The following is a 21,519-nucleotide window of genomic DNA, read 5'->3' as shown; positions in this document are numbered from 1 at the left end:
GCTGCTTTAATAATGGATTATTAACCATATCGATTACTCAATTTTCTCTATTATGGCAGCGCGTTTTATACTGGTTTTTCTTGCAATTAATCCGAAAATACATCCCGCTAGCATCACTAGAGCAAGGGACAATTTCGGTGCTATCGGTAACGCAATTGCACATAACCCTAATACAGCGCCACCCGCCATTTGCACAAATCCCACGAGGGCTGATGCCGCCCCAGCTTCATTGCCAAATGGCTCTAACGCATAGCTTGTCGCCGTACCCATCATAAAGGCAAGCCCTGTACACGCGCAGGCAACCGGCAACATATACACTAACCAATGGGTTTGCATTTCAGGTGAAAGCACCATCAAACCGAATAATAAGCCGATGCAACCAAGTGCCATCATGACACTCCCGATTGATAAACAGGCTGGACGTCCCATTTTGCGAATACAATAGTTCGCAATATAACTTGCCAGCATGATCCAAAAACCGTTAACGCCAAAAACAATCGAGAACTCAAGTGGTGTTAATTGGGCATCCCCCATTAATACGCTAGGAGCTAAAGAGACATACGTCAGTGCCATGCCCATTGCGCCGGCATTTACCAATGCAAAAATCAAAAAATGCTCACTCGTCAGAATGCGAAAATAACTCTTAAACTGGAGCTTTTTGACCTGTTTTAAGCTGGCAGGACGCGTCTCTGGGAGAAAAAATAAAATTAGCAGGAAAATCGCTACAGCATAAATCGCCAAGAACCAAAATGGCGCTCGCCATCCCCATGCTTCCGCCAGTAATCCCCCTAACAATGGCGCCAATGCAGGTACAATATTCAGCGTTCCATTTAAAAATCCAAATGCTCTCGCGGCTTCTGTGCCATTCATACGGTCACGGACACAACTAAATGCCACTACAGAGGTGCAGCACACAGCCACTCCTTGTAACAGCCGAGAAGCAATAAATAACCCTGCCGTCGTTGAGAATGCGGCCACAATGGATCCAGCTAGATAAATAGCTAACCCAATGATAGCGATAGGCTTACGACCAAATCTATCGACTAATGGTCCAGAAATTAGCTGTCCAATCCCTAAGACTAAAATAAATAATCCGATGGTCGATTGGATTATAGACTCGCTACTCCCTAAATCTTTAGCGATAGCTGGAATAGTCGGTAAATACAGATCTATCCCAAGAGGTCCTAATAGGACTAAAAGTAATAATAAAGCGAGAAATTTATGCATATGACCGATTCTGAGCAGGTGAGTTATCGATAACGATTTCGAAAATGGCTATCGATAATATCAGAATTTCTGTATAGATATCGAATCTTATCGATACTTGGTAATTGCATGAACCACTTCGGTGCCTCTTATCGGCTGTAAATCATCATTATCAATCAAGACACGAATATCTCTTGGTAATAACTTTTCATTCAATAAACGGTTCACGGTACGCTGGTTATCTACTCGATAAATGGTATATCGAATTAATTGAGTGGAGCCTAAATTATCAAAATAATAATATTCATCCCCTTTTTTCCATACCTGACCAAATCTACGATGATCTAAATCACCCACCTTTTCCCATGGTGAGTTATTCGTTTCATTGAAACGATATATTTTTGTACTCCGTGAAATTAACCCCGGATTTTTATTGGTTCCCCAAATCTCGGAATCCTGTAGATAATACGTTTGGTTATTATGAGTGAACACTAAAGGTGCAATTTCTTTTAATTCACCGTCAATAAATGGATTCGCTCCCGCGCGAACAATAATTTCTTTTTCTCTATGATAGAAAAATACGCCATCTCTCGACAAAAACAGGGCTTGATTCACATGCTGACTATGACGGCTTATTAGCTGATAAGGCGCGTGTTGCTCAGGAAATAAAATATCATTCATCGCCACATTGCCAGATTGCGGATCAATCAAATAACCTTCTTGAAATAACCCGTCCAATATCAAGCTGTATAAACCAGAATGACTCTTTATTGGCAATTTATATTGGTCATAATAGACATTAAGATTATCCCGATAAAAATGAAGGCTATCCCTCACGGAATCATCATCCTGAAGGGAGCCAATATCCTGTAGGGTCGCAGGATCCGCATCTGGCATATATTCCCCTTGATAAAAAATGCGCTGCCCATCAGTTGCCAAATAACGTGACAATAATGATTGATATGGCGTCGATGATGCAGGAAGTGGTTTCATCGGGTAAATATAAGTTTGCGGTTTATCCCCTAAATCCCAACCATATAACCAAGACTGAAATAATTCATCCATTGTTGAAAGCTCATAATTCCTTACTGAGCCCATTGAGCAATATACGGTCTGATTTCCATCCGTAAAATAGTTATTTCCCAGCGATTTTACGCTGTTAGGATTAAATGCAGGGATTGCCAAGTTTCCACAATAGGCATGATTTTTATCTATCGCAAACTGGTGCTCATAATAAGTACCTTCCGGTAATAATTTAAAACTCGCAGGATCGGCATCCTTCATCAGATAAAAGCCATTGCTCGGTACACTCGCATAAACTTTATCATGATAAATAACGTAAATACTGTAACCGACTTTTTCACCCTTACTGTCGATTTCATGATACGGCTCGTCGTTCATCGATAATACCATTCCTGAAATAAGCGCTATCGAAACGAGAAGAGTGACACCGACTACCATTGAACTTATCGTTTTGGATTTCATGCTGTGAAATACCTATTTTGTTTTTTTAATCTATTTTTGTCTGGGTATTCAACGGGAAAAGCGTGAGGAAAGAAATACTCGAAGTCTGAAAGTGTATAAAAAGCTAAAAATAAAAAAGGCGCTCAATTGAGCACCTTTTTTCACTTATGGAAGATAGCCTAACGGTTTATCTTTATTCCATCCACTCAGTGTGGAAAACGCCTTCTTTATCAGTACGTTTATAAGTATGAGCACCAAAGTAGTCACGCTGCGCTTGAATCAAGTTCGCAGGCAGTACCGCTGAACGGTAGCTATCGTAGTAAGAAATAGCCGCTGAGAATGTTGGTGTTGGGATACCGTTTTGTACGCCGTAGCAGACAACATCACGTAGAGCTTGTTGGTACTCATCTGCGATTTGTTTGAAGTAAGGTGCTAACAGTAAGTTTGCAATCTGCGCGTTGTCATTGTAAGCATCAGTGATTTTTTGCAGGAACTGCGCACGGATGATACAGCCAGCACGGAAGATTTTCGCGATTTCGCCGTAGTTCAGATCCCAGTTGTATTCATCTGACGCCGCTTTTAATTGCTGGAAACCTTGAGCGTAAGAAACGATTTTACCTAAGTAAAGCGCACGACGGACTTTCTCGATAAAGGCTTTTTTATCACCTTCAACGGTTTTCAGTGCAGGACCCGTTAATACTTTAGATGCAGCAACACGTTGATCTTTCAGGAAAGAAAGATAACGAGCAAAGACAGACTCAGTGATCAAGGTCAGTGGGATGCCAAGATCTAAAGCACTTTGGCTAGTCCATTTACCTGTACCTTTGTTAGCTGCTTCATCTAAAATCACATCAACCAGATACTTACCATCTTCATCTTTTTTCTTGAAGATATCTGCCGTAATTTCAATCAGGTAGCTGCTCAGCTCGCCTTGGTTCCACTCAGAGAAAATGTCCGCTAATTCTTCATTGCTCAGGTTCAGTGAACCTTTTAATAAAGAGTAAGCTTCAGCGATGAGCTGCATATCACCGTATTCGATACCGTTGTGAACCATTTTCACGTAGTGACCAGCACCATCTGGACCAATGTAAGTCACACATGGTTCGCCTTCCGCTTTTGCTGCGATCTCTTTTAAGATTGGTGCAACTAATTCGTAAGCTTCTTTTTGTCCGCCAGGCATAATTGAAGGACCTTTCAATGCTCCTTCTTCACCACCGGAAACTCCCGTACCGATGAAGTTAAATCCTTGTTCAGACAGTTCACGATTACGACGGATCGTGTCTTTATACAGAGTGTTACCACCATCGATTAAAATGTCACCCTTGTCTAAGTGTGGCGTTAATGCAGCAATGGTTTTATCCGTTGCTTCACCCGCTTTAACCATCAACAGGATGCGGCGTGGTTTTTCCAGAGAGTCGACAAACTCTTCAATCGTGTAGTTGGGAACTAATTTTTTCCCTGGATTTTCAGCAATGACTTCATCTGTTTTATCTTTTGAACGGTTAAAAATCGATACTGAATAACCGCGGCTTTCGATATTTAGGGCTAAGTTGCGACCCATGACAGCCATTCCGACAACACCAATCTGCTGCTTTGACATGAAAAACTCCTGTCTGATTAGGACCAAGTCAGCCTCGATTGTGCTGACATTCTGTTAACGGGATCACATGTTAACTCAGGATGATGCTCCATGGTAGTTATTGATGCAATCGATAAACTAATCGAATCATTTTTTGTCAAATATCACGCTACTTGGATGAATTTTTATTGATATTTCTGTCAACAAACCTCATTATTCATCCGTCGGTATAAGCCGTCATATCAGAAGGTAAAACAAACTGTATGGAATGGATCGCAGATCCTTCGATTTGGGCGGGTTTAGCTACCCTAATCGTTCTTGAAATCGTTCTTGGTATTGATAACCTCGTTTTTATCGCCATCTTGGCCGATAAACTCCCAGCTAAACTGCGTGATAGAGCTCGTATCACAGGGTTAACGTGTGCCCTGGTTATGCGTATTATTCTATTATTCAGCCTCTCGTGGCTGATCACGCTAACTCAACCGATTCTAACGCTATTTAACCATCCATTTAGTGCCAGAGATCTGATAATGCTTATCGGGGGGATATTCCTCTTGTTTAAAGCCACGATGGAGCTAAACGAGCGGTTAGAAGGAAAAGACGAGCATACCAATAACCAACGTAAAACCTCCAATTTCTGGGCTGTTGTCGCGCAAATTATCGTATTGGATGCGGTATTTTCATTAGACTCGGTAATTACCGCTGTCGGTATGGTTGACCATATCGGTGTCATGGTTGCCGCTGTGACTATCGCCATGATGTTAATGATCTGGGCAAGTAAACCACTGACCAACTTCGTTAACGCACACCCTACCATCGTCATTCTATGCTTAAGCTTCTTACTGATGATTGGTTTCAGCTTAGTGGCTGAAGGTTTTGGTTACGCCATTCCAAAAGGTTACCTGTATGCGGCAATTGGTTTCTCTATCATGATAGAGGTGCTTAACCAGTTTGCGCAGTTTAACCGCCGTAAATTCTTAAAAGGCAGCCGCCCTCTGCGTGAACGTACCGCAGAAGCCGTATTGCGCATTTTAAGCGGTAAAGCTGAACGTGGTGAATTAGACGCGAGAACCTCTGACTTAATTTCAGATAACCAATCCGTTTTCGACCCTCAAGAGCGTTTAATGATCGCTCGTGTGCTGGGTATGGCGCAACGTAACGTAGAAAGTATTATGACGTCCCGCCATGACGTAGATTATTTGGATATTAATAAATCCTCCGCTGAACTCATTGACCTAATGGAGAAAAATCCACACTCTCGTTTTGTTGTTGTCGATGAAAGTATCAGTGACGACCCAATTGGTGTGGTATATGTGCTGGATTTAGTGAAGCAGCAGCTTAGCGGTGAACAACTGAACTTGCGAGCATTGGTCACTCAACCGCTTATTTTCCCTGAAGGTTTATCACTGTTAAAAGCGTTAGAACAATTCCGTAAAGCGCATACACACTTTGCGTTTGTTGTGGATGAATTTGGTTCTGTTGAAGGTATCGTTACCTTGACTGACGTGATGGAAACTATCGCAGGTAACTTACCTGTTGGTGATGAAGAAAATGACTCCCGCCATGACATTCAAAAATTGGACGATGGTACATGGATTGCCAATGGCTTTATGCCACTGGAAGATTTAATTATGTATATCCCAATGGAGCTGGATGATAAGCGTGAGTATGAAACTATTGCTGGTCTTTTAATGGAACATTTACAACGCGTCCCTGAAGTGGGTGAGCAAGTCGAAATCAATGGCTGTATTTTCCAACCTCTTGAGGTGAATAGCCATCGCGTTAATAAAGTCTTGATTACACCACCTGCACCTGTGGGTGATGGCTACGACTATGTCGATGACTAGTTACGATTAATATAAGATTGAATACCGGTTCTATTGTCATATAGAGCCGGTATTTTTTTATCTATTCCCATCGCAATCTTTATACCTCAAATGTAGTAGCGTTTTTTTAAAGAAATGATCATTGACTCATTGAATAATTAAATATGTTTAATAATCAATCTTTAATGGAGCCGCTATAATGGATAATATTAATAATATCGCATACATTCATCTTCGCCGAGTCAGCATCACTGACCAGCAAAGTAAAACTACTGAGTTTGCTCGTGCCGCAAATAATGTAAAAAATGATTCACAAGCATATCCTAAAGTCATTACGGATAAAAAAGCCACTCATAAGGAAGATCTTCATAATAAAGCCAATGCACTCATATCCTCTATAAGTGATACTGTTCTGACTAAAAAAAATCTTTCAACGCAACATTTAAACACAAATGATTTACCCATTGGTCAAAATATAAAGACAGAAATAACCATGCTAAGAAAAACAATCAAAGAGCTTCAGAATCTGAGCTAAATAACGAAAGCTACTCGTACCATAAATTAAAAAATAAAAATCTAGCTCTAACTCTCAAGAACTGGTAGCAGAACAAAAGAAAGGCAAAATTATCCGGTCAAAAGGATTTTTTAAAGAAATCGTGGCTAGAAAACAAAGAGAACATGATTTTACTGAAAATGAATCTAAGTAATTACTGAGATTAATGACTAAACCGCTTTTAGTTAGTATGGTTAAAAGCGGTTTATAAATAAATGCTGTAAATTACCGTCTCTAAAACGCATTCAATAAATCATTCAACCCTTTATTTTCTTCTTTTTTCAAAAAGTTACCAATTGCTTCTTTAGCTTGAGTTCGTAGCTCATTACGCAGTAATTTTTCCACATCCAATTGATACTGTAAGTTATTCCAACCACCGTAAATACGCAGTGGAATATTCATACTACGCAACTGCTGAACTAAACGAGAGTCACCAGCCCATCCGCCGAGAATGTTTACGCCTAAATTAACATCGATGGTTTCTTTTGGTATATTCACGCGCCCCTGCCCTGTAATATTCAACAGTGAAGACGTTGCTTTAAGAGAGGAAATATTCATATTCCCTTTATTGAGATATCCCGACACCGTGAATAAATCCACTTCTGTGAAACTATTGGTATCTGTTGGCATATTGATTTTATTAGTAAAACGGGACACCGATTGTTGGATCAACTGTGGAATGTTTAAATCCGCCAATTTAGCGTTGCGTAGCTCAAAATTAACCGGTCCTTGCCACTGATTTTTAACCGCATAATCATCGTAGCCAATACCGGATAATGCGGCATTTAATGAGATAATCCCGCTCAGTTTTTCAGGCATACTAAATGCCTTTAATACCGGAGTAAGATTAATATTACTAAATACAGGTTTTGCCGAAACCTGCGCAGGAATAGCGCTGTAGTTAATGGTTACGGGCAGTGAAAATTGCCCACCGAACGCATTGCCCTCTAACTGAGAAATGGTTAAACGTGGTGTTTGGTTATCACCCTTAATTTTTACCCCGGTCATCGACATACCGCGGTAAATCAGTGTATCCATTGAAACATTAAATTGAGCAGTAAACCCGTTCAGCCCCGTTAAATCATACTTCTGCATGTTGGAACCAGAAATCACCGGTTTGACTCCTACACGCTCATTATTACTAACGGTATTTTCAGATGCGGCACTGGCTGTATTAGATTTACCTGCCGCAGGAGCTTGCCCAATTAATCTATCGAGATTCAAAGAAGGCGAGGATAAATTAACATTCACATCTGGAATATCAGTTAAATTTGCGCTTATTGTTCCTGTTAATTCACTTTCATTCGCTTGAATGAAGATGTTATCAAGGCTAATTGCACCTGAATTAGATTTTGTATACAGAAAATCTGAGATTATTTTGCCACTAATCCCATTTTCAGGTAAATCAACACCACTGAGTTGGTAATCAAACTGAGTAATTTTCCCACTCACTTGCTGAGATAATTTAGATAAATCGATATCTGATTTAATATCAAAATTAAATTCTTGCTGGTTTTTATTTAAATTACCGCTGAATTTCAGCGCAACTTGTTTATCGTCACTTTTCTTCAGTGACAAATTAATATTGCGTAAATTGTATTCGTCTTTCGGAGTTTGCCAAATAACTAAGCTGTTGGTGATATCAATCTTACTGATATCTAATAACCATTTGCTCTTATCGGATGTGTCTGCTGGTACTTGGCTGCCACCTGGAGCAACTGGGGTATTGACTGTGGCAACAGGCTCACTTTCTGGTGTTTTTCGGATCACCGCACCATCAATGACAATTTGCTCAACAGATAAGCGATGGGAGATTAATGGCCATAAATCAACATCTAAGCGCATATTATCTGCACTTAAAACAGGCTGACTGGCGTTAGGTGCTATCACCGAGATAGGACCGGTAATAATGCTTAATGTTGGCCATACATGCCAACGCATATCACCTTTGAAATCAAGTTGGTAACCACTTTTCTTCTCAACTTGTTGAACGAGGTAGCTTCTAAAGTCATTCGGATTCACTAACATCACTAAGGCTGTTAGCCCAGCGACTACCACCACAAGTAAAATAATCAGCGTCGTTAAAAACCGTTTCATTCATCCCTCTCTTTTACTTTATTTGTTACGCCCTTCGCCTGTCATTCCTTGACGCTAGCGACTGCTTACCTCTTCAAACTCCATAGAAGAGGCGAGCTCACCTGTTATCGTATCAGCTAGTCTTCACTGATACGGCTGCCAACGGCACCTTGCTGGTTTTTATATTTTGCATCTTGTCGGCTATTATAAGGGCGATCAGCACTGCCTGATAATGGCTCAAAGCTCAGAGCACCAATTACCATGCCAGGGCGTAATGCCAAAGGTAATTTACCTGAATTATAAAACTCTAACACAATTTGTCCACGCCAACCGGGATCAATCCGGTGAGCCGTGACGTGGACCATTAACCCTAGTCTCGCCAAAGAAGAGCGACCATCCAACCACCCCACTAAATTGTCGGGTAGCGTAACCGATTCTAGCGTAACAGCTAACGCCAACTCGCCAGGATGAAGGAAGAAAGGTTCGTCCTCTTTAAGAACAATTTCATCGCTCATTACACGGTCTAGCGCCGCGTTCACTTCATCTTTTGGTCCACTAAGGTCAATAAATGCCGCTGTATGTCCGCGAAAAACACGAAATTGGTTCCCAAGACGAACATCCGCAGTCGCTCCGTTGATCCTTTCAACGGGCGGACGTGGGCTAATAACAAGTCGACCTTCATCCATCCACTGAATTATATCGCGGTCACAAAGACGCATGATCACTTTCCCCCTTCATTATTTTATATATTCATGGCAGCTTATCGCTGGTGATATTCGAGGCGATTAGTCCTGACAGAATTCACCAATTTTCGCTTTCAAAATATCAATTGCCACACGATTTTTACCACCACGAGGTACGATAATATCGGCATATTGCTTCGATGGTTCAATAAATTGTAAGAACATTGGACGCACTGTTTTATTGTACTGTTCAATGACGGAATCTAATGTTCTTCCTCTTTCATTAACATCACGTTTAATACGACGCATTAAACAGATATCCAACGGAGTATCCACAAAAATAGAGAAATCCATCTCTTCGCGTAAACGCTTATCTGTTAATAATAGGATACCTTCAATAATAATAACCTTTTTCGGTTTAAAACTGACGGTTTGCTGCTTGCGAGTATGAGCGACATAGTCATACTGAGGAATTTCGACGGCTTGACCACTTTTCAGTGATTTGAGGTGTTCATAAAGTAAACTATGATCCATGGAGTTTGGATGGTCGTAATTCACCTTGAGTCGTTCTTCCATAGGAATATCTGTTTGATCTTTATAGTAACAGTCTTCTGGAATAACACCGATATTATGATCACCAACCTTTTCTCTTAATTCCCGATATAAGGTGCTTGCAATAAGGCTTTTGCCAGATGCAGAAGCGCCAGATATACCTACAATGGTACAGTGATGCGATGTGTCAGTCATAAAATGGTAACCTGGTTAAAAATTTTAGAAATGAAATGCATAACATCGAAGTGTTATGGTTGGCGGGAATTATAGGGTGTAATGGTGCGCTGTACCAGCCTATCTCGTCAAAGACTGATAAAAAACGCACCGATTATTTATTATCTTCGATTTAAAACTGCTTACGCCCTTCTAAGGCTGCAATTCGATTCTCAATGGAAGGATGGGTAGAAAAAACAGAGTCACCTTTATTAAAGATATATGCCGCCTGACGATACGCTTGTCCAGTACTTTCATCATCATAATCATGCTTTTGATGATCCCCCGAAATTTTCTTCAATGCGCTGATCATCGCTTGGTTATCTGACGTTAAATCCACGGCGGCAGCATCTGCCATATATTCTCGAGTACGCGATAAATAAAAATAGAGCACTTTCGTAATAATCGGTAATAGGATATTTAGCAACAATAAGATTGTCTGTGCCTTGTTTGCTGAATTATTGCGACTACGCCCTGCTGAACGAATAAATAATTGAGCAAAAACGTTCGTTACCGTCAAAATAACATTCGCTAAAATTCCCACATACAATGTTAATTTAGAATCGCCATGGATAATATGCCCTACTTCATGGGCCATTACGGCCTGAACTTCTTGACGATTTAGCGTTTGCAATAATCCTCGAGTCACCCCAACTAACGCATTACGCTGGTTCCACCCTGCGGCAAATGCATTGGGTTCATCTGTATCTAAAATATACAGACGCGGCACATAGCGTAATGACGCACTTAAGCTGAGCTCTTCTAAAATATTGAATAGCTGTCTTTCTTCCGGGGTTGAAGCCCCTTCTTGGGTGATTTCCTTCGCATTCATTCCTGCAAGCATCAATTTATGCCCAAAGAAATGAATATAAAGTAAACCTATAAATGTCAGCCCAAGAATAATAAACGTTGCCACAGGCAGTTGTTGTAATGTCGCAAATGCGATCAGATTAGCTGCGAAGTCCATTCGCTCATCTGGGTGTGTTGCCGTATCTGCCAGCAAACCAATGACTAGCATCAAAACAATATAACTCATCACAACTAACCGAGTACGGATATTGTTTTTACGTATAACGTTTCTAAAATCCATAATTAAACCCTGCCAATGGCAACATCCATTTAATCGAAGTTAATACGACGAGATTCTTCCGTTTTGATATCAGCTTCGTCTAAACGCCAATACTCTTTGTTGATTTTTAGGCTAGGAATAATGCCAACAATTAATGCAGCAGGCATAGAGGCAATATAAGCATTATATGTTTCTAAAGAGCGGTTATAACCACGTTTTGCGAAAGAAAGTTTATTTTCAGAAGAGACGATCTCTTCTTGCAAGTTTGCCATAATTGCATCAGATTTCAGCTCTGGATACGCTTCAACCGCTACGTTAATAGCACCACTGCTCACCATTTTAGATAATGCATCCTCTGCTTCTCGAGCTTTATCCCCTGTCGCATTCTGAGCTTGGCTTCTGAGTTCAGTGATTTTGGTAAAGACTTCCGTTTCATGGCTTAAATATTTTTTGACTGTTGCCAATAAGCTATCAAACACCTTACCGCGGCGATCTAATTGCACAGAAATCTCTGTTTCGCTAGAAACCACCGCTTCACGTAGTGCAACGATACGGTTATAAAAATAAATAACGATCAGCACCAGTACGACAATAAAAATTAAAAATTTCATAATCACCTTTTAGGCATTTGCCATCAGAATAAAGACTGAATGTTCAATCTCGCTAATTTTCAGGCTTGGAACTTTATTTATCGGTCATTCTACTCAGCCCGTAATAATAAAGGAACTGTTTAAGAAGAAATCAGAACAATCAAGGAATCAGATTTTATGGCAATAAAAAAGGCTACTTAGTCATTATTACTAAATAGCCCTTTATCAAGACAGCTTAATTACACAGCGCGGAAAGAGATTTCCGTCGGGATCTTATCCCCTTCCCAATACATCAATGCAGAGATGTTAGACGCAATTTCGCGATAGATATCAGCGAACTCGCCTTCAGGGTCGCGCATTACGGTTGGCTGACCACGGTCTAAGTCTTCACGTAATGAAATATGCAGCGGAACCTGACCTAGCAGTTTAGTGTTGTATTTCTCAGCCAATTTTTCTGCACCACCGGTACCGAAAATAGGCTCTACATGACCACAGTTACTACAAATATGTGCGCTCATATTTTCAACAACACCCAGCACTGGCACGTTCACTTTTTTGAACATGACAATCCCTTTCATCGCATCTACTAAGGCAATATCTTGCGGCGTGGTCACAACCACTGCACCTGTCACTGGAATATTTTGTGACAGAGTGAGTTGGATATCACCGGTTCCCGGTGGCATATCGATGACCAGATAATCCAGATCCGGCCATAAGGTATCTTGCAGCATCTGCATTAAGGCTTTACTCGCCATTGGACCACGCCATACCATCGCGTTGTCATCAGTCACTAAGTAACCAATAGAGTTAGTCGCTAAGCCATACGCCATAATTGGCGCCATGTGTTGTCCATCTGGAGACGTTGGACGCTCCAGAGTCGTTCCTAACATGTTAGGAATTGAAGGTCCGTAGATATCCGCATCAAGGATACCCACTTTAGCCCCTTCTTGTGCCAACGCTAACGCTAAGTTCACAGAGGTACTGGATTTACCCACACCACCTTTGCCTGAACTGACCGCAAGAATATTACGCACCCCGTTAATGCCTGGTAAGTCATTAGCACGTTTGAGAGTGGTAATATCGTGGCGTAATTTCCATTCTACGGCATGGGCACCTGTCAATTGCTTTAATTCAGCGGTTTTTTCGCTGATCAGCGTTTGAAATGGACCTTTCCAGACGAATGGCATAACGAGTTCGACATGCAACACATTGTCCAACAGCGCACAACGATGCAATGCTTTGATTGAAATCAGATTGCGCTTGAGAGTTGGGTGTGTAAATGAAGCCAAAACAGTGGAGACTTGTTCAGTCAGCAGTTCTGGTTTGTTCTGCTCGGGGGATTTATCGTTCATCCCGGCTCCTTTATTTTCTTTTTTGTAACTACACATTTTTGACTACGTTGCATGATAGCAGAGAACGCAAAAAATAGTGACCGCCTAGCGAATGAAAAACCACAAACAGTAAAAATTTGTTTCCACCTAGCATTTTTTCCCAATAATTGCCGATTAATATTTTATTGCCCTAGCGACATTTTTATTGATCGGTTAACATCAAAGACCCTTTATTAATAATGGAAGTAAGAAAGTTACTATGTCTCAAGTCGCGAATAAATTACTGGTAACCTGTGCGTTACCATATGCTAACGGTTCAATCCATCTCGGTCATATTCTGGAGCACATTCAGGCTGATATTTGGGTCCGTTATCAGCGAATGCGCGGCAAAGAGGTTCATTTCATCTGTGCTGATGACGCGCACGGAACACCGATCATGCTAAAAGCTCAGCAACTATGTATTACGCCTGAAGAAATGATCGCTGCAATGAACCAAGAGCATCAGGACGATTTTGCTGGTTTCCAGATTAGCTACGATAACTACCACTCAACCCATAGCGAAGAGAACAAAGAGTTATCAGAACTGATTTATGGCAAGTTAAAGAACAATGGTTTCATTAAGAATAAGACCATTTCACAACTTTACGACCCAGAAAAAGGCATGTTCCTGCCTGACCGTTTCGTAAAAGGTACTTGCCCGAAATGTAAAGCGGAAGATCAATACGGTGATAACTGCGAAGTCTGTAGCGCAACCTATAGCCCAACAGATCTGATTAACCCACGCTCAGTGGTTTCAGGTGCAACCCCAGTTATCCGTGAAACTGAACACTTTTTCTTTGACCTCCCTGCATTTAGCGACATGCTGCAAGCATGGACTCGCTCTGGCGCACTGCAAGAACAAGTCGCGAATAAAATGCAAGAGTGGTTTGAATCTGGTTTACAACAGTGGGATATCACCCGTGACTCCCCGTATTTTGGTTTCGAAATTCCCGATGCACCGGGTAAATATTTCTACGTTTGGCTGGATGCGCCAATCGGCTACATGGGCTCGTTTAAAAACCTGTGTGACAAACGCAGCGATTTAAACTTTGATGAGTTTTGGAATAAAGATTCAAAAACCGATCTTTACCATTTCATCGGAAAAGATATCGTTTATTTCCATAGCCTGTTCTGGCCAGCAATGTTAGAAGGCAGTAACTTCCGTAAACCAACTAACTTGTTTGTTCACGGTTATGTCACCGTTAATGGTGCAAAAATGTCTAAGTCTCGCGGTACATTTATTACCGCTCGCTCTTACTTAGACCATTTCGATGCTGACTGCCTACGTTATTACTATGCAGCAAAACTCTCTTCACGCATCGACGATATCGACTTGAATTTGGAAGATTTCGTACAGCGTGTGAACAGCGATATCGTTAACAAAGTGGTGAACTTAGCCTCGCGTAACGCGGGCTTTATTGCTAAACGTTTTGCTGGCAAATTATCTGCAAACCTTGCAGAACCCGAGCTATATCAACAATTTGTCGATGCTGCAAAAGTCATCGGTGACGATTTCACCAACCGCGAATACGGTAAAGCAGTCCGTGAAATCATGGCATTAGCTGATATTGCTAACCGCTATGTGGATGAAAAAGCACCTTGGGTCGTCGCGAAGCAAGAAGGCAAAGACCAAGAGCTGCAAGATATTTGCTCAATGGGAATTAACCTGTTCCGCGTATTAATGACTTACTTGAAACCAATTCTGCCAAGCTTAACCAAGCGTGTGGAAGAGTTCCTGAAAGTTGAATTAACGTGGGATGCCATCAACACACCACTACTGAACCACGATGTAGCGCCATTTAAAGCGTTATTTAACCGTATTGAATTAGCAAAAGCAGAAGCGATGGTAGAAGCGTCCAAGCAAAGTGCTCAGCCAGCTAAACAGCTGACCGGTCCTCTGGCGGATGATCCTATTCAAGAGACCATCACATTCGATGATTTCGCTAAAATTGATTTACGTATTGCGTTAATCAAGCAAGCAGAATTCGTTGAAGGTTCAGATAAATTGCTAAAATTACAGTTAGATATCGGTGGAAAGACTCGCCAAGTGTTCTCTGGTATCCGCAGTGCTTATCCTGATCCAAAAGTCTTGGAAGGTCGTTTAACGGTGATGGTGGCTAACCTTGCACCACGTAAAATGCGCTTTGGTATCTCCGAAGGTATGGTGATGGCGGCAGGTCCTGGTGGTAAAGATATTTACTTACTGAGCCCAGATAATGGTGCGCAACCAGGTATGCAAGTTAAATAAGTCATGGATTGTCGTTCGAGAAATTGAACGACAAACTTAGACCATATCAATATAAAACGGAGCCACTTCAGTGAGCTCCGTTTTTTTATGGGTTTTTATTTGTGATCTCTGGCACAATTTTAAAGTTAATTGTATGATGAATGCCTGTCGAGTAATAGGACAAGTCCCATGTCATTAAAACAAGTATTGAACACCGGATGGCAATATTTGCGAGCCTTCGCAATACTTTACCTCTGCCTGATTATCGGAAATGTGATTTCCACGCTGCTTCCTTTTTCCATTCCCGGCAGTATTGTCGGAATGTTGCTGCTGTTTGTACTACTGGCTTTGCAAATTGTACCCGCTCATTGGGCTCAACCCGGCTGTAGCATCTTGCTGAAAAACATGACTATTTTATTCGTTCCCATTGGAGTGGGAATTATGAATTATTATGATTTACTCAGCCAACAAATGATCCCCATTGTGGTTTCCTGCGTTGCCAGCACCTTGATTGTCATGATCGTTGTCGCGGTTAGCTCCAACTATGTCCATAAAGAACGCCCTATCGTAGGTGTTAAACCCGATGAAGTCCCACTTCCCCCTGAAGAGCCGATTTCTTCAACAATGAATAGCGATAAAACAAAGGGGAAAGAGTGATGTTAGAACATATTTGGTGGTCACTACCATTAACTATCGTTGTTTTCTACTTGGCAAGAGCGCTGTCTATCAAGTGCAAATTGCCCATTCTGAATCCATTATTGCTAACAATCGCCATTATTATTCCGCTGCTGGTTTTGACCAATACCTCTTATGAGCATTATTTTGCGGGAAGCCGATTGTTGAATGATTTATTACAACCCGCTGTTGTTGCTCTTGCTTTTCCACTCTACGAACAAATGCATCAAATCCGTGCACAATGGAAATCCCTGTTTAGTATCTGCTTTGCGGGAAGTATCGTTGCTATGTTTAGTGGAGCCGCGATTGCACTGTGGCTTGGCGCAACACCCGATATTGCAGGATCTGTATTACCTAAATCGGTCACAACACCGATAGCCATGGCAGTTGCCGATTCAGTTGGAGGAATCCCAGCAATCAGCGCCGCTTGCGTACTTTTTGTGGGTATTTTAGGTGCAATGTTTGGCCATAGCCTATTTGATGTTTTGCGTATTCGCACCCACGCATCACGAGGCTTAGCGATGGGCACCGCTTCTCATGCCTTGGGAACTGCGCGTTGTGCAGAAATTAACTACATTGAAGGGGCATACAGTTCATTAGCGTTAATGACCTGCGGGGTGATTACCTCTCTGCTCGCACCGTTTATCTTCCCTGTTATTCTTCACTTATTTAGCTAAACTGAATCAATAAGAGAGGTTACTTACCTCTCTTATGCAAATTTTAATGCAAAAACTTGAGATACATCTCTCATTTAATGAATTTGTTTCATCTATTACAATAACAGAGTGATCACGGTCACATTCAATCCCCCTATGAATTGAATAGAATGAAAACAATTAAATAGGGAGGGTTACTCATGCATTCAAGATTTAAGGCCGCTTGGGCCGAACTTCCAGAAAAGTTACAGTCTGTCCTAAAACCGATTATGGACAAACCCGATTTCTCAGCCATGTTAACCGCTGAGCAAGTAAAGCAAATTAAAGCTGAGAGTGGATGCACGGACAGTGAACTCGCTTTTTCATTATTACCTTTCGCTGCGGCTTACGCTGTCACACCTATTTCTCGCTTTAATGTAGGCGCAATCGCTTGCGGGATCAGTGGTAATCTCTATTTCGGCGCAAATATGGAATTTAACCATGTTTCTATTGGGCAAACGATTCATGCCGAACAATGTGCCATTACTCATGCATGGTTAAAAGGCGAAAAGCAATTAACCTCCATTACCGTGAACTACACGCCTTGCGGTCACTGCCGACAATTTATGAATGAACTGCGTGAAGGCGGTAAGATTATGGTGCATTTACCAAAACGCCAAGCTGCGACGCTTCATGATTATTTGCCAGATTCTTTTGGTCCATCAGACCTGAATATCACTACATTGCTACTCGATAATGTGGATCATGGGTATAAAAACCAAAGTCGCGATAGATTACTCTCCGCAGCGACTGAAGCCGCTAATCAATCCCATGCACCGTACAGTGAATCTCACTCTGGTATAGCCGTGCAGTTAAAAGATGGCTCTCTGTTTACAGGTCGTTACGCCGAAAATGCTGCATTTAACCCGAGCTTACCACCATTACAAGCAGCGCTAATTATGGTGAATTTAGCGGGTAAAGATATTCATGCTATTGAGCAAGCGGTGTTGGTGGAAAAACAAGATGCAACGGTGCAGCAGTGGTGTACTACGGAAAATACCTTGCACGCGTTGGGTTGCCAAAAAGTGGAACACATTTATTTGGATGAGTCCATTTAAACGTTATTTTATTTAAGCCAGATTCAAAATTTTAAGATTACAACGGCGGTTATTGTGAGTTTATCAACTTCAATAACCGCCGTTTTTTATTGAAACGTTATTGAGTGTTAATAATAATTAAAATGAAAATCTGGATGACGAGCTACTATAGCCGCCACTGTAGTTAAATTCAGGTATGCTCGGTGCTTGTGGGATTCTAAAATCTCTATCAAAAGAGCTTGTTGAGTGGTTTATGGAGGACATATGGTCACTAAGGTGCCCAATCATATTTTCAAAGTGATGACTATGTTGAATTCTATCTTCAGGAAAATCTTTAAATCCATCAGTCCCAGGTAAGACAACACTTGGTCGTTCTAGATAATGATTTATTGGCGCTTGCGCATTATCAGGTTTTATTATATCAAGCAGGTTTGTTGTCATCGGTGCTAATTCTCTATCAGGTTCAACTTTTGGATAGATATTTTCCATTATCGATTTATCGACCATATTATGGGGGTAGTTAGTTGATGGAGGGGATATATCTTCCCTATTTATAGGCTGAATTTTAGTTGTTAATGCTGGATTAGATACCCCATAAATATCTAAATCACTTTGAGGTATAACTGCTTTCAATTCATTATATTTAACCGCTATATATTCCTTGAGTGTAGTTCCTCTTTCCGAAAGGTATTCACCAAAGACAGATCCCGTTTCTATCATATTATCTACTGTCGATACAGTATTAGCCCATTCTAAAAACATATTAAACCTTTCTTTAGAAGGATTATTTTTAATGCTTATTATCATTTTATCCATTAAGTAAAGACCATACTCAACCTCACTTTGATTACTCCCTGAATTTAATAACATTTCAGAGTATATTTCATCATATTCCTTTAGGGGGATAATTTTTAATGGGATTGATAATGTCCATGCCTCTTTAGGTAGTTTTTCACTCATGAGTGCTTTATCATGTATATCTTCAATATCATGAATAGTAAATTTTTTACGCAAAACTGTCGTTTTTTCATCCCTAAACTTATTAAGTAATTTTTTCCCTGTTTCTAATGCCACACTAAGTTGTATTCTTTTTAAATCATTATGATCTAAAATAATATTATGCTGCTTTGCTTTTTCAATTAAGTAATTTGTTGCCATTTTCCCTGAATAAGAGTCACCTCTAATAAGGCCATTAGGGATTTCTCCATATCGCTCACCATTGGCTTCAAGATAGTTATATAAAACCTGCGGATTCTCTGTTATTTTCATTTCTTCAATAACGTCTTTAGCTTCTTGTAAGTTTAATTCAAATTTAATTTTTTCATTATTATCAAACAATACAGATCGTTTCTTTCTACGATTATGTCTATTTGTATGAACTTCATTTATTAAAAATTTTAATTTTTCTTCTTTCGTTTCCCAAAATAATATATTTTCATTTATCCTACTCCCCATTGATAAGAGAGCATCCTCAGTCAGAATTTCATCAGCATCAACTTCATTAAATACCCAAGGAACGACATCACCTAATACCCTTTCATTTGTTTTTATACTGCCCATGACATCTTTCATTAGTATGGATAATTCTGATTCAGAATTTCTTATCTTATCAAGTTCATCGAATTGTGAATCACTTAATGTTCTATACATTGAAATATAGAACTTCCTAGTCAGCCATGACTTTAGCATCTCTTTGTTAGTATCATCACTTACCATATATTTTTAATCATCATCTCAAATGTTTTATAATGATGATTAACTTGTTCTTTGAACTCAGTACTAGAGTTTAGTCTATGAGTCCAGAATCCCTTTCTTTCATTTGGTGAAAGCGATTCAAACACTGCATATAAATACCAATCCTCAATATTAAATCGACTTTCAGAGCAAGCTTTAATATTAATTAAAATTAGTTCCTCATAATTTACATCCAATATTTCAATAATTTCACCATCAGATTTAATAAGTTTACTTTCAAGTAAATTTAAATATTCATTCGCTAGTTTAAAATCTATTTCTTTAAAATCCTTGTTTCTGGCGTCTTCATCATTCCATGATGAGTCTTCACTAGGAAAATACAGGGAATCCATACCCAAAAAACCGACTCACTTCCATCTACTCCTGCAAATAAAGCATATCTATCACCTTTATTCGCTAGATACTGATACATTTTTTTCGGACTTTTATCTTCTCTTAATAGTTTTTTAATCGTAATGAGATCATTTTTTGTAAACACCCTACTAGCACTGTATCTTGTATTATTTGACATTTAAAATCCTTTTCTATTTAAGATGAATTATTACAAATCCTTTTGACTTCAATAAAATTTTCCTCCACTGATGCATTTGATTCCACTTTATATTTACTTGAATAGAAGCATCAATTTCCGGAATGCGTGCATTAATATCACAAAAGTAATATTCGTTTTTTATTTGAACCCAATCACAACGAATAATACTCATTACTTCATTTTTATTTTCAGACCAATAAATCCTCCTTTTCATTATATAAGGTTCAACTTCATTCTTTATTAAAATATTTTCTTCCTGCTCAACGAAATATAAATCAAGTTCATCATCATAATAAACATCACTTCTTTTACTAAAAAAATCCTCATTAATTGAATTATCTTTAAACATGTTCATTGACGCTGTACTATTCGTCATTGGTATCACCGATATGCGTATCTCCTCTTCATTTAGATCTGGCTTCATTCTATCGACAGGATGCATTTCCGGCCATGTCACCCGTAAAGGTAATATTGTAAAATTAGCATCACACCCTTCTTTATTTTTTACTGCTCTACGATCAAAATAACTATACCCCTCATATTCAGCGATAAAATAAACATAATTTCTAGGTACCTCAACAATATTCCCATTAAACCGTCCACAAATAAAACCGGGGCGATTATCTGCCATTGATAGAGTTGAAATTAACAAGATAAATATAGAAAAAATAAATTTTATTTTCATATTTAAACCCCAATTTAGATTGGATATTTATTTTTACGATAAAAACCTTCATCTACCTTTTTTAGAGTTTTTTCTATTTCAATAACCAAGGGGATTTTTCTCATTCTATTTAACCATCGTTGGCTTTTTTCACAATTTTTCGCATTTTCACTTTTTGCTTCTGATTTCATTTTTAACCATAGGTTAATAAACACTTTTGCTTCTTGCTTTCCTTGGTTTCCAGACATTAAATCTAAAACTTCATTCCAAAGTTTATTTCTATCAGCCTCATTTAAAACATCATAGATATCAGCAAAAAACCAAGCATCATAGGGTATTTCTGATGCCTTATGCCCATTTTCATGAATAACAACAGCTTCATGGAATTTAATATCTTTCGTTCTAATATTATTACTTCCGTTTAATTCAAACCAATTTTTCAAGAAATTTGCATATGCTAAAGACAATTCATAATTATATTTTTCTCGAGTTTCTTTTGATAATGGATTTTTATATTCCTCCATAGTCACTCTCATATATTCATGAACAATTAATTTAAATATGCTTTGATTATTATCTTTAGGCTCTATACTTTGAGCTTGCAAGGAGAAAATTAAAAATATAAATGCAAGATATTTTTTCATAAACACCATCAATAATTAATTATTTAAATAAGAAGCAAAACATAAATGAATTAAAAACATGCGACAATATATGATATATAAAAATATATTTAGCAGGATCAGCATCTAC

19 protein-coding genes are annotated in these 21,519 nt (G+C 39.5%); 6 read left to right on the top strand and 13 right to left on the bottom strand.

What is annotated here, in order from left to right; translation table 11 throughout:
• Window positions 1–33: 33 nt before the first annotated feature.
• The 3 genes from PR795_RS14195 to gndA all read right to left on the bottom strand — a co-directional run bounded on the left by PR795_RS14195 (window position 34) and on the right by gndA (window position 4,270).
• Entirely contained in the window at window positions 34–1,227 is a 1,194-nt protein-coding gene (locus PR795_RS14195; protein ID WP_006662262.1) for a multidrug effflux MFS transporter, read from the bottom strand.
• Window positions 1,228–1,314: 87 nt separating this feature from the next.
• Entirely contained in the window at window positions 1,315–2,691 is a 1,377-nt protein-coding gene (locus PR795_RS14190) for a DKNYY domain-containing protein (protein WP_006657672.1), read from the bottom strand.
• 172 nt (window positions 2,692–2,863) lie between these two features.
• Window positions 2,864–4,270, bottom strand: coding sequence for an NADP-dependent phosphogluconate dehydrogenase (gndA, locus tag PR795_RS14185; protein WP_006660130.1), 1,407 nt, complete (start codon window positions 4,268–4,270; stop codon window positions 2,864–2,866).
• 242 nt (window positions 4,271–4,512) lie between these two features.
• On the opposite strand from gndA, the gene PR795_RS14180 reads away from it, so the two are divergent.
• Both PR795_RS14180 and PR795_RS14175 read left to right on the top strand, forming a co-directional pair.
• Window positions 4,513–6,096, top strand: a complete 1,584-nt coding sequence (locus PR795_RS14180) for a TerC family protein (RefSeq protein ID WP_006660131.1) — start codon at window positions 4,513–4,515, stop codon at window positions 6,094–6,096.
• Between the two features lie 178 nt (window positions 6,097–6,274).
• Window positions 6,275–6,610 carry a hypothetical protein gene (locus PR795_RS14175; protein ID WP_179897183.1) on the top strand — a complete coding sequence of 112 codons (336 nt, stop codon included), beginning with the start codon at window positions 6,275–6,277 and terminating at the stop codon, window positions 6,608–6,610.
• Window positions 6,611–6,862: 252 nt separating this feature from the next.
• Here PR795_RS14175 and asmA read toward each other — a convergent pair whose 3' ends face one another.
• The 6 genes from asmA to apbC form a co-directional block, all read right to left on the bottom strand.
• Complete coding sequence (gene asmA, locus PR795_RS14170; protein WP_272516879.1) at window positions 6,863–8,725, bottom strand: outer membrane assembly protein AsmA; 1,863 nt, start codon at window positions 8,723–8,725, stop codon at window positions 6,863–6,865.
• 116 nt (window positions 8,726–8,841) lie between these two features.
• Window positions 8,842–9,423, bottom strand: coding sequence for a dCTP deaminase (gene dcd / locus PR795_RS14165; protein WP_006660134.1), 582 nt, complete (start codon window positions 9,421–9,423; stop codon window positions 8,842–8,844).
• A gap of 66 nt (window positions 9,424–9,489) precedes the next feature.
• Window positions 9,490–10,134 (bottom strand): uridine kinase, encoded by a 645-nt coding sequence (gene udk, locus PR795_RS14160; RefSeq protein ID WP_006660135.1) that lies wholly within the window; start codon window positions 10,132–10,134, stop codon window positions 9,490–9,492.
• A gap of 151 nt (window positions 10,135–10,285) precedes the next feature.
• Window positions 10,286–11,242, bottom strand: a complete 957-nt coding sequence (htpX, locus tag PR795_RS14155; protein WP_036965415.1) for a zinc metalloprotease HtpX — start codon at window positions 11,240–11,242, stop codon at window positions 10,286–10,288.
• 29 nt (window positions 11,243–11,271) lie between these two features.
• Window positions 11,272–11,832 (bottom strand): LemA family protein, encoded by a 561-nt coding sequence (locus PR795_RS14150; RefSeq protein WP_006660137.1) that lies wholly within the window; start codon window positions 11,830–11,832, stop codon window positions 11,272–11,274.
• A gap of 218 nt (window positions 11,833–12,050) precedes the next feature.
• Window positions 12,051–13,163 (bottom strand): iron-sulfur cluster carrier protein ApbC, encoded by a 1,113-nt coding sequence (gene apbC, locus PR795_RS14145; protein ID WP_006662269.1) that lies wholly within the window; start codon window positions 13,161–13,163, stop codon window positions 12,051–12,053.
• A gap of 238 nt (window positions 13,164–13,401) precedes the next feature.
• On the opposite strand from apbC, the gene metG reads away from it, so the two are divergent.
• The 4 genes from metG (at window position 13,402) to cdd (ending at window position 17,836) form a co-directional block, all read left to right on the top strand.
• Window positions 13,402–15,429 carry a methionine--tRNA ligase gene (gene metG / locus PR795_RS14140; RefSeq protein ID WP_181480701.1) on the top strand — a complete coding sequence of 676 codons (2,028 nt, stop codon included), beginning with the start codon at window positions 13,402–13,404 and terminating at the stop codon, window positions 15,427–15,429.
• A gap of 168 nt (window positions 15,430–15,597) precedes the next feature.
• Window positions 15,598–16,065 (top strand): CidA/LrgA family protein, encoded by a 468-nt coding sequence (locus PR795_RS14135; RefSeq protein WP_006660140.1) that lies wholly within the window; start codon window positions 15,598–15,600, stop codon window positions 16,063–16,065.
• Complete coding sequence (locus PR795_RS14130; RefSeq protein WP_006660141.1) at window positions 16,065–16,760, top strand: CidB/LrgB family autolysis modulator; 696 nt, start codon at window positions 16,065–16,067, stop codon at window positions 16,758–16,760. Before PR795_RS14135 ends, PR795_RS14130 begins: the two co-directional genes overlap by 1 nt.
• Before the next feature lie 179 nt (window positions 16,761–16,939).
• The gene (cdd, locus tag PR795_RS14125; RefSeq protein ID WP_181480700.1) at window positions 16,940–17,836 is read left to right on the top strand and encodes a cytidine deaminase; all 897 of its coding nucleotides are present in this window, start codon (window positions 16,940–16,942) and stop codon (window positions 17,834–17,836) included.
• A gap of 117 nt (window positions 17,837–17,953) precedes the next feature.
• On the opposite strand, the gene PR795_RS14120 is transcribed toward cdd, so the two are convergent.
• The 4 genes from PR795_RS14120 to PR795_RS14105 form a co-directional block, all read right to left on the bottom strand.
• Complete coding sequence (locus PR795_RS14120; protein WP_272516878.1) at window positions 17,954–19,465, bottom strand: hypothetical protein; 1,512 nt, start codon at window positions 19,463–19,465, stop codon at window positions 17,954–17,956.
• 59 nt (window positions 19,466–19,524) lie between these two features.
• Window positions 19,525–19,902, bottom strand: coding sequence for a hypothetical protein (locus PR795_RS14115; protein ID WP_272516877.1), 378 nt, complete (start codon window positions 19,900–19,902; stop codon window positions 19,525–19,527).
• A gap of 192 nt (window positions 19,903–20,094) precedes the next feature.
• Complete coding sequence (locus PR795_RS14110; RefSeq protein ID WP_272516876.1) at window positions 20,095–20,787, bottom strand: hypothetical protein; 693 nt, start codon at window positions 20,785–20,787, stop codon at window positions 20,095–20,097.
• Window positions 20,788–20,801: 14 nt separating this feature from the next.
• Window positions 20,802–21,410, bottom strand: a complete 609-nt coding sequence (locus tag PR795_RS14105) for a hypothetical protein (protein ID WP_181480697.1) — start codon at window positions 21,408–21,410, stop codon at window positions 20,802–20,804.
• Between the last annotated feature and the right edge of the window lie 109 nt (window positions 21,411–21,519).

It is taken from the genome of Providencia sp. PROV209, assembly GCF_028479485.1.
GTDB lineage: Bacteria > Pseudomonadota > Gammaproteobacteria > Enterobacterales > Enterobacteriaceae > Providencia > Providencia alcalifaciens.
Note: the sequence above shows the minus strand (reverse complement) of the source record. Positions and strands in the feature narration are given on the sequence as shown.

Coding starts and splice junctions, on each gene's coding strand:
- PR795_RS14195 (WP_006662262.1), bottom strand. CDS start 1,227: ATGCATAAATTTCTCGCTTTATTATTACTTTTAGTCCTATTAGGACCT.
- PR795_RS14190 (WP_006657672.1), bottom strand. CDS start 2,691: ATGAAATCCAAAACGATAAGTTCAATGGTAGTCGGTGTCACTCTTCTC.
- gndA (WP_006660130.1), bottom strand. CDS start 4,270: ATGTCAAAGCAGCAGATTGGTGTTGTCGGAATGGCTGTCATGGGTCGC.
- PR795_RS14180 (WP_006660131.1), top strand. CDS start 4,513: ATGGAATGGATCGCAGATCCTTCGATTTGGGCGGGTTTAGCTACCCTA.
- PR795_RS14175 (WP_179897183.1), top strand. CDS start 6,275: ATGGATAATATTAATAATATCGCATACATTCATCTTCGCCGAGTCAGC.
- asmA (WP_272516879.1), bottom strand. CDS start 8,725: ATGAAACGGTTTTTAACGACGCTGATTATTTTACTTGTGGTGGTAGTC.
- dcd (WP_006660134.1), bottom strand. CDS start 9,423: ATGCGTCTTTGTGACCGCGATATAATTCAGTGGATGGATGAAGGTCGA.
- udk (WP_006660135.1), bottom strand. CDS start 10,134: ATGACTGACACATCGCATCACTGTACCATTGTAGGTATATCTGGCGCT.
- htpX (WP_036965415.1), bottom strand. CDS start 11,242: ATGGATTTTAGAAACGTTATACGTAAAAACAATATCCGTACTCGGTTA.
- PR795_RS14150 (WP_006660137.1), bottom strand. CDS start 11,832: ATGAAATTTTTAATTTTTATTGTCGTACTGGTGCTGATCGTTATTTAT.
- apbC (WP_006662269.1), bottom strand. CDS start 13,163: ATGAACGATAAATCCCCCGAGCAGAACAAACCAGAACTGCTGACTGAA.
- metG (WP_181480701.1), top strand. CDS start 13,402: ATGTCTCAAGTCGCGAATAAATTACTGGTAACCTGTGCGTTACCATAT.
- PR795_RS14135 (WP_006660140.1), top strand. CDS start 15,598: ATGTCATTAAAACAAGTATTGAACACCGGATGGCAATATTTGCGAGCC.
- PR795_RS14130 (WP_006660141.1), top strand. CDS start 16,065: ATGTTAGAACATATTTGGTGGTCACTACCATTAACTATCGTTGTTTTC.
- cdd (WP_181480700.1), top strand. CDS start 16,940: ATGCATTCAAGATTTAAGGCCGCTTGGGCCGAACTTCCAGAAAAGTTA.
- PR795_RS14120 (WP_272516878.1), bottom strand. CDS start 19,465: ATGTATAGAACATTAAGTGATTCACAATTCGATGAACTTGATAAGATA.
- PR795_RS14115 (WP_272516877.1), bottom strand. CDS start 19,902: ATGGATTCCCTGTATTTTCCTAGTGAAGACTCATCATGGAATGATGAA.
- PR795_RS14110 (WP_272516876.1), bottom strand. CDS start 20,787: ATGAAAATAAAATTTATTTTTTCTATATTTATCTTGTTAATTTCAACT.
- PR795_RS14105 (WP_181480697.1), bottom strand. CDS start 21,410: ATGAAAAAATATCTTGCATTTATATTTTTAATTTTCTCCTTGCAAGCT.